The organism is Streptomyces sp. W16 (assembly GCF_033194735.1).
In the GTDB taxonomy this organism is placed as follows: Bacteria; Actinomycetota; Actinomycetes; order Streptomycetales; family Streptomycetaceae; genus Streptomyces.
In genome coordinates this window covers 21,466-28,341 of the sequence record NZ_JAWOAI010000060.1, presented here as the reverse complement: position 1 = coordinate 28,341, position 6,876 = coordinate 21,466, and the positions used below count along the sequence as shown (strand labels likewise).

Here is a 6,876-nt window from a genome sequence, read left to right as displayed (position 1 = left end):
CCGGCCGGCCAGGCCCCCAGCACGACCTCCGGCCCCACATCGGGCGGCGGCACCAGCGGCGGCACCGGCTCAAGCGGCGGCTCCAGCACCGGGGGTTCGTCCTCCTCCGGCCAGCCGGGCCTGGTGGGCGGCCTGTTGGGGTAGCTGGGCCGGTGGGGGGCTTGTTGACACGGCCACCTACCGGCTGACCTCCGGCGCGTATGACGAAGAGGGCCCGCACTTTTCAGTGCGGGCCCTCTTTGCCTACCAAGGGGCGCGGGGAACTGCGCGCCCAGCCACATACGGCCTGCAGTCAACGACCAAGCGCAGCAAGCTCTTTCGCGGCTTCCCTGAGATCCTTCGCGGTATCGATGGCCCGCCAGTACGCCCCCTGCGGAATCGGGAACCCGGCCAGCCGCAACTCCCGCGCAAGGTGCGGGAAAGTCGTCCGCTCGTGATCCCCCCGCTCCGGCAACAACCCGGCGAACTCGGGCGAGAAGACGTAGACCCCCGCATTGATCTCATACGTCGTCGGCGGCGACTCGATGAAGTCGGTGACGTGCCCGAACCCGTCCGTCTGCACGGCCCCCCAGGGGATCCGGGGCCGCGCCAGAGCCAGCGTCGCGACCGCGTCGCGCTCCGTGTGGAAGTCCGCCATGTCGCGCAGCGAGAAGCGGGTCCAGATGTCGCCGTTGGTGGCGTACCAGGCGCTGTCCGGGCGGGGCAGACGCGCGGCGGCGTACTTGAGGCCGCCGCCGCGGCCCAGCGGCTCCGTCTCGACGACCGTGGTCACGTCGACCGGCAGATCGGCTGTTTTCAGCCAGTCCTGCAGCACCTCGGCGAGATGCCCGCAGCTGACCACCACATCCGTCACGCCCTCCTCGGCGAGCCAGACGAGCTGATGGCCGATGATCGGCGTCCCGGTGCCGGGGATCTCGACCATCGGCTTGGGCCGGTCGTCGGTGTAGGGGCGCAGCCGGGATCCCTGGCCACCGGCCAGGATCACGGCTTGGGTGGGGCGCGACGCGGCGTTCGGATCGGTCATGACCCGAACTGTACGTGGCGGCCCCACCGCATCTTTCGGCTGCAACCGTTCCTTAATCAGCCGTTACCGACCTCCTACTCCGGGCGCCGGCTCCGGTCAGCTGTGCGCGGCCATGACCCCGGAGGCGAACGAGGTGTCGCACACGGGGCGGGCGTAGGACTGGGCGCGTGCCGCGCCGTAGATACGGACCGCTGCGCGGCCCAGTGCGCGGGCGATGGAGGTGCAGTGCGTGGCGAGCGACGGGTGGCCGTTCACCGCCTCCTGGAGGTGGGTCAGGACGACGCCGGGGTTCTTGTCCTGGATCTCGGCCATGAGTTGGTCGCGCAGGACGTCCTGCGGGGCGCGTGCGGCGGCCCGCGAGGAGGCTCCGGCGGCCGTGACGTCCGTCGCGGTGAGCATCGAACTGGAGGGGCTGCCCGTCCAGTTGACCCGGGTGACCGCGAGGGTCCCGGAGAGCACCATCATGACGGGCAGGACGAGAGCGAGGGTGCGGCCGACCCGGCGGGCGGGGCCCCGGCCGCGTCGCGGCTGTTGGTTATTGGAGTGCTTCACGCGTGTGAGGGTAGCGCCCGGTAATGATTTGGCGACATTTAGTCATCAATTCGGGGGATGGATTGGTGCCTCGAATTGGGTAAGGCGTTGACGAACGCTGCTCGAAATGACGGGTCTGCCGGGGTATTTGTCGACATCGGTCGAGGGGCTGCCCGCAACTGCCCACAACGGAGCGGGCCCCGCGGTGATCCGCGGGGCCCGCTCCGTGCAACGTGCGAACGTTTGATCAGTCGGTGAGGCGCTCGCCCGTGGAGGTCGAGAACACGTGGAGCTCGCCCGGACGCGGCACCACGTGCAGCGTCGAGCCCTTCTCCGGCACCGAACGGCCGCTGACACGGACGACCAGGTCCTTCAGGTCGTCGCCGACCTTGGCGCTGCCGTAGACGAAACCGTCGGCGCCCAGCTCCTCCACGACGTTCACGGTGACCGCGAGACCGGCCGGGGCGTCCTCGGTGTCCTTCGTGAGGGACTTCGCGGCCTCGCCGTTGTGCTCCTCGATGTCGAAGTGCTCGGGGCGGACGCCGACGGTCACCGTACGGTCACCCTTGTCGGAGGCTGCCTTGAGCGCCTCGCGGTTGACGGGGACGACCGAGTTGCCGAACTTCACGCCGCCGTCGGTGATCGGGACCTCGATCAGGTTCATGGCGGGGGAGCCGATGAAGCCGGCGACGAAGAGGTTCTTGGGGCGGTCGTACATGTTGCGGGGCGAGTCGACCTGCTGGAGCAGACCGTCCTTCAGTACGGCCACCCGGTCGCCCATCGTCATGGCCTCGACCTGGTCGTGGGTGACGTAGACGGTGGTGATGCCGAGGCGGCGCTGCAGCGAGGCGATCTGCGTACGGGTCGAGACGCGGAGCTTGGCGTCGAGGTTCGACAGCGGCTCGTCCATGAGGAAGACCTGGGGCTCACGCACGATGGCACGGCCCATCGCGACACGCTGGCGCTGACCGCCGGAGAGCGCCTTCGGCTTGCGGCCGAGGTAGTCCGAGAGGTCGAGGATCTTCGCCGCGTCCTCCACCTTCTGGCGGATCTCGGCCTTGTTGACGCCGGCGATCTTGAGCGCGAAGCCCATGTTGTCGGCGACGGTCATGTGCGGGTACAGCGCGTAGTTCTGGAACACCATGGCGATGTCCCGGTCCTTCGGCGGCAGGTGCGTGACGTCGCGGTCACCGATGCGGATGGCGCCCGCGTTGACGTCCTCAAGCCCCGCGAGCATGCGGAGCGAGGTGGACTTGCCACAGCCGGACGGACCGACGAGGACGAGGAACTCGCCGTCCCCGACCTCGATCTCCAGACCATCGACGGCGGGCTTCTCGGTGCCCGGGTAGATCCGGGTCGCCTTGTCGAACGAAACAGTGGCCATGGTGAAGGCCCCCTTCTACCGGCAGGAACGTGCCGGACGATCCGTTGTAGGAAGGTGGTGGTGTAGTCCACGCGAGTGAACTGGGTACGGACGGTACCTGGCGTTTGCCCGGTCTGTCAGTACCCGAGGCCATGTGAACTTCGCGGAAATTTTCGACAGGGGGTGGTGGGGACCTGGGTACACTGCACGGGCACGTGATCGCGCGCGTCTCGGGTACGCCGGGTACACACGTATCGCGCACGCGCAGGCCTCCTTAGCTCAGTTGGCCAGAGCAACGCACTTGTAATGCGTAGGTCGTCGGTTCGAATCCGACAGGGGGCTCCGTAACGAAACCCCAGGTCAGGACTCTGACCTGGGGTTTCTTGTTTCGGGTGACCTTGGAATCCGGGCTGGTCGGGCATCTGTGGGCTACGCATTGCAATGCGTAGGTCTGGGGTCGACCCCTGGTGGGCGTTTCGGCTCGTAGAGCTGTGAGCTGTCCTTTTGCTCCGTACCGTCGGCCGGTTTCGGTCGGTCGGGTTCGGCGTGGTGGCCATGTGGTGGCCGAGCGTGCGGTCGTGTGGATGGGGCCCCGTCTGTCGTGCGGTCGCAGGCGCACTTGGGGCTACGGGGTTGTGGTGTTCGGACAATCCCGCGATCAACGCGCTCTGCCTGGGGCGCGAGCGACAACCTGCTCGTAAAGCGACTCCTGTGTAGTTACGTAATTGCGCAGGTATGTCACGAGGATGAGCCTGCCGCGCCTCTTCAGAGATGTACGGCCCACTTCCTGGAAGTTCCGATGCGTATATGTCGGGCCGGCCCGGGTGCTTGCTCAGTTCGACCGGCGGGGGCGCGCGGTAAGGAACACGGCCAGCAGGGTGCCGACGATGGCGAACGCAGTGATCCACAGGAAGCCGGTGGCGGTGGCGCGGGCGAAGGCGTCGAGGACGGCCTGGCGGGTGGTGGGCGGGAGTGAATCGACCGCGTCGGTCTGGGTCGGGTCGATTCCGCTCGGCACGTGGATGCCTCGGTGCGCCGCGTCGTGCAGTCGCTCGGACAGGCCCGTGTTCAGCAGGGTGCCGAAGATCGCGACGCCGAAGGCCGCGCCGGTGGAGCGGGCGAAGGTGACCGCGGCGCTGGCGGCGCCGATGTCCGCGGCGGGGACCGAGTTCTGTACCGCGGTCAGGACGACCATGGGCACCATGCCGATGCCGACGCCGGTGACCAGGAAGTAGGCGCTGAGCACAAGGGCGTTCGTGCCGGCGCCGATGGTGGCGAGCAGGAGCAGTCCGACGACGTTGAGGGCCATGCCGGCGATCAGGATCACCCCGACCCGGTCGGGGCGGGCGGTCTGGCGTCCGGCGAGTGTCTGGCTGACGACCAGGCCGCCGACCAGCGGCAGCAGGTGCACGCCGGAGAGGGTGGCCGACACCCCGTGTACTACTTGAAGGTAGGTGGGCAGGTAAATCAGCACACTGAACATGGCGACGTTCGCCGTGAAGCCGATCAGCGAGCCGAGGACCACGGTGCGTGAGCGCAGCATGGCCGGCGGCAGGATGGGGGCGGACGCACGCCGCTCCACCGGCACCAGCAGCGCGCTCAGCGCAACGGCGGCGAATACCAGCCCGGCTGTTCGCGGCGAGCCCCAGCCCCAGCGTTCGCCGAAGGAGGTGGCCAGGACGAGGGCGGTGGCGATGGAGGCCAGGAGGGTCGCGCCGGCGTAGTCGATGCGAGCGACGGCGGCGCGTGCCGCGTCCGGCAGTGCCCGGGCCGCCAGCAGCAGGGCGACGGCGCCGACGGGCAGGTTGATCAGGAACGCCCAGCGCCAGGACAGGTCGTCGGTGAAGACGCCGCCGAGCAGCGGGCCGACGATGCTGGCCACGCCGTAGACGGAGCCGAACATGCCCTGGTATCGGCCGCGTTCGGCGGGGGCGACGATGTCGCCGACGAGGGCGAAGGTCAGCACGATCATGCCGCCACCGCCCACGCCCTGCACCGCGCGGGCCGCGATGAGCTGGGGGAGGTTCTGCGCCAGGCCGCACGCGGCCGACGCAACCAGGAAAAGCGCCGTCGCCGACAGGTACAGGCGCTTGCGGCCGAGCATGTCGCCGAGCTTGCCCCACAGCGGGGTGACGGCGGTCGAGGCCAGCAGGTAGGCGGCGCTGACCCAGGCGATGTTCGCGAAGCCGTTGAGGTCGGAGGCGATGCGCGGCAGCGCGGTGGAGACGATGGTCTGGTCGAGGGCGGCCAGCAGCACGGCGAGGACCAGAGCGCTCATGGCCGCGGTTACGCCCGGGCGTCTGTCGTGGTCGAGGGGAGTGTGCGGCGCCGCTGCGGGCTCGGGGGCAAGGGCGGTGGACATGGTGGAGTACGCCTCCAGTCGGGGGCCGCGTGCCCGCGGCCCCCTGTTCGACGGGTGGTCAGAGGGTGACGGTCTTGTATTCGAGATAGGTGTTCAGGCCGGCGAAGCCGTACTCGCGGCCCAGGCCGCTGGCCTTGAAGCCGCCGAACGGGCCGTCGAAGCCGACCGGGGCGCCGTTGATCGTGACGGTGCCGGTGCGAATGCGGCGGGCGACGGCCAGGGCATGCTGCTCGTCGGCGGACCACACGCCGCCGGACAGGCCGTACTCGGAGTCGTTGGCGATGCGCACGGCGTCGTCCTCGTCCTCGTAGGCGATGACGACCAGCACCGGGCCGAAGATCTCCTCCTGAGCGATCCGCATCGCGTTGTCGACATCCGCGAAGACGGTCGGGGTGACGTAGTAGCCCTGCTCCAGGCCGGCCGGCACCTGCGGGCCACCGGTGACCAGGCGCGCTCCCTCCTTGATGCCGGTCTCGATGTAGTCGCGCACCCGCTGTTGCTGGTCGCGGCGGATCATCGGGCCGATGAAGGTGTCCGGGTCCTGCGGGTCGCCGACCTTCAGTGACTCGACGACCTGCTTGACGGCGTCGACAACCTGCTCGTAGCGGCTGCGCGGGGCGAGGATGCGGGTGTGCGCGATGCATGCCTCGCCGTTGTTGAGCAGGCAGGAGAAGGCCAGGCCCGCTGTGAACTTCGCCAGGTCGGCGTCGGGCAGGACGACGGCGGCGGACTTGCCGCCGAGCTCCAGGCTGACGCGCTTCAGCTGCTGGCCGGCGATGGAGGCGATCCGGCGCCCGGCGCCGGTCGAACCGGTGAACGCGATCTTGTCGACGTCGGGGTGGGACACCAGGTGCTCGCTGGTCTCGCGGTCGGCCGGCAGCACGCTGATCGTGCCTGCGGGCAGCCCGCACTCGGCCAGCAGGTCGGCGAGCAGGCCCATGCTCAGTGAGTTCTCCGGGGAGACCTTAAGGATGACCGTGTTGCCGGCCAGCAGCGCCGGAATGATCTTCGCCAGGGAGGCGGAGAACGGCGAGTTCCACGGAATGACGGCGGCCACGACGCCGATCGCCTCCCGGCGCACCACGCTGCGCACGGTGGCCGCGGGGTCGGTGGGAGTCAGGGTCTCCTCCCACGCCAGGTCCTCGGCCGCCTTCAGGTAGGCGCCCGCCTGCCGGGTCAGGCTCGGCTGCCCGGCGCGGGTGAACCAGCCGGCGGAGCCGTTCTCCGCGGTGATCACGGCAGCGATCTGCTCGGCGCGGGCCTCGCGCAGGGAGTTGAGGCGGCGCAGCACCGAGATCCGCGCGGCCGGCGGAGTGTTCGGCCAGGTCCCCTCGTCGAAGGCCGCGCGGGCGACGGCCACCGCACGGTCCACGTCGGCCGGCCGGGCCTGGGCAGCGCGCCCGACGAGCGACTCGTCGTGCGGGGACAGGATGTCGAGCAGGTCCGGGCTGCTCGGCTCGGTCCACGTGCCGCCGATGAACAGCTTGTCGTAGGTGATCATGATCGTCCTCTCGGTCCCGGGGTGAAGAGCTTCACTAACTGCCTCATTAATGTAGCACTTACATCTGGGTGTGGCGCAAGGATGTGACCATAAAT

5 protein-coding genes and 1 tRNA gene are annotated in these 6,876 nt (G+C 69.2%); 1 reads left to right on the top strand and 5 read right to left on the bottom strand.

Translation table 11 applies throughout. The features are described from left to right. Nucleotides 1–292: 292 nt before the first annotated feature. The 3 genes from R6V09_RS11095 to R6V09_RS11085 all read right to left on the bottom strand — a co-directional run bounded on the left by R6V09_RS11095 (nucleotide 293) and on the right by R6V09_RS11085 (nucleotide 2,939). Nucleotides 293–1,024 carry a nucleotidyltransferase family protein gene (locus tag R6V09_RS11095; RefSeq protein WP_317881197.1) on the bottom strand — a complete coding sequence of 244 codons (732 nt, stop codon included), beginning with the start codon at nucleotides 1,022–1,024 and terminating at the stop codon, nucleotides 293–295. A 96-nt stretch (nucleotides 1,025–1,120) separates the two neighbouring features. Next, the gene (locus R6V09_RS11090) at nucleotides 1,121–1,576 is read right to left on the bottom strand and encodes a hypothetical protein (RefSeq protein ID WP_317881196.1); all 456 of its coding nucleotides are present in this window, start codon (nucleotides 1,574–1,576) and stop codon (nucleotides 1,121–1,123) included. 226 nt (nucleotides 1,577–1,802) lie between these two features. Beyond that, a complete protein-coding gene (locus R6V09_RS11085; RefSeq protein ID WP_317881195.1) occupies nucleotides 1,803–2,939 on the bottom strand; it encodes an ABC transporter ATP-binding protein in 1,137 nt (378 codons plus the stop codon). Nucleotides 2,940–3,186: 247 nt separating this feature from the next. On the opposite strand from R6V09_RS11085, the gene R6V09_RS11080 reads away from it, so the two are divergent. Next, nucleotides 3,187–3,260, top strand: a tRNA-Thr gene (locus R6V09_RS11080). A gap of 490 nt (nucleotides 3,261–3,750) precedes the next feature. Here R6V09_RS11080 and R6V09_RS11075 read toward each other — a convergent pair. Continuing rightward, complete coding sequence (locus R6V09_RS11075; protein ID WP_442810020.1) at nucleotides 3,751–5,196, bottom strand: MDR family MFS transporter; 1,446 nt, start codon at nucleotides 5,194–5,196, stop codon at nucleotides 3,751–3,753. Nucleotides 5,197–5,338: 142 nt separating this feature from the next. Then, nucleotides 5,339–6,781 carry an aldehyde dehydrogenase gene (locus R6V09_RS11070; protein WP_317881193.1) on the bottom strand — a complete coding sequence of 481 codons (1,443 nt, stop codon included), beginning with the start codon at nucleotides 6,779–6,781 and terminating at the stop codon, nucleotides 5,339–5,341. Nucleotides 6,782–6,876: the final 95 nt, after the last annotated feature.

Bases quoted from the DNA above. Each gene is read 5' to 3' on its own strand.
- R6V09_RS11085 (WP_317881195.1), bottom strand. From the start codon at position 2,939: ATGGCCACTGTTTCGTTCGACAAGGCGACCCGGATCTACCCGGGCACC.
- R6V09_RS11070 (WP_317881193.1), bottom strand. From the start codon at position 6,781: ATGATCACCTACGACAAGCTGTTCATCGGCGGCACGTGGACCGAGCCG.
- R6V09_RS11075 (WP_442810020.1), bottom strand. From the start codon at position 5,196: ATGAGCGCTCTGGTCCTCGCCGTGCTGCTGGCCGCCCTCGACCAGACC.
- R6V09_RS11095 (WP_317881197.1), bottom strand. From the start codon at position 1,024: ATGACCGATCCGAACGCCGCGTCGCGCCCCACCCAAGCCGTGATCCTG.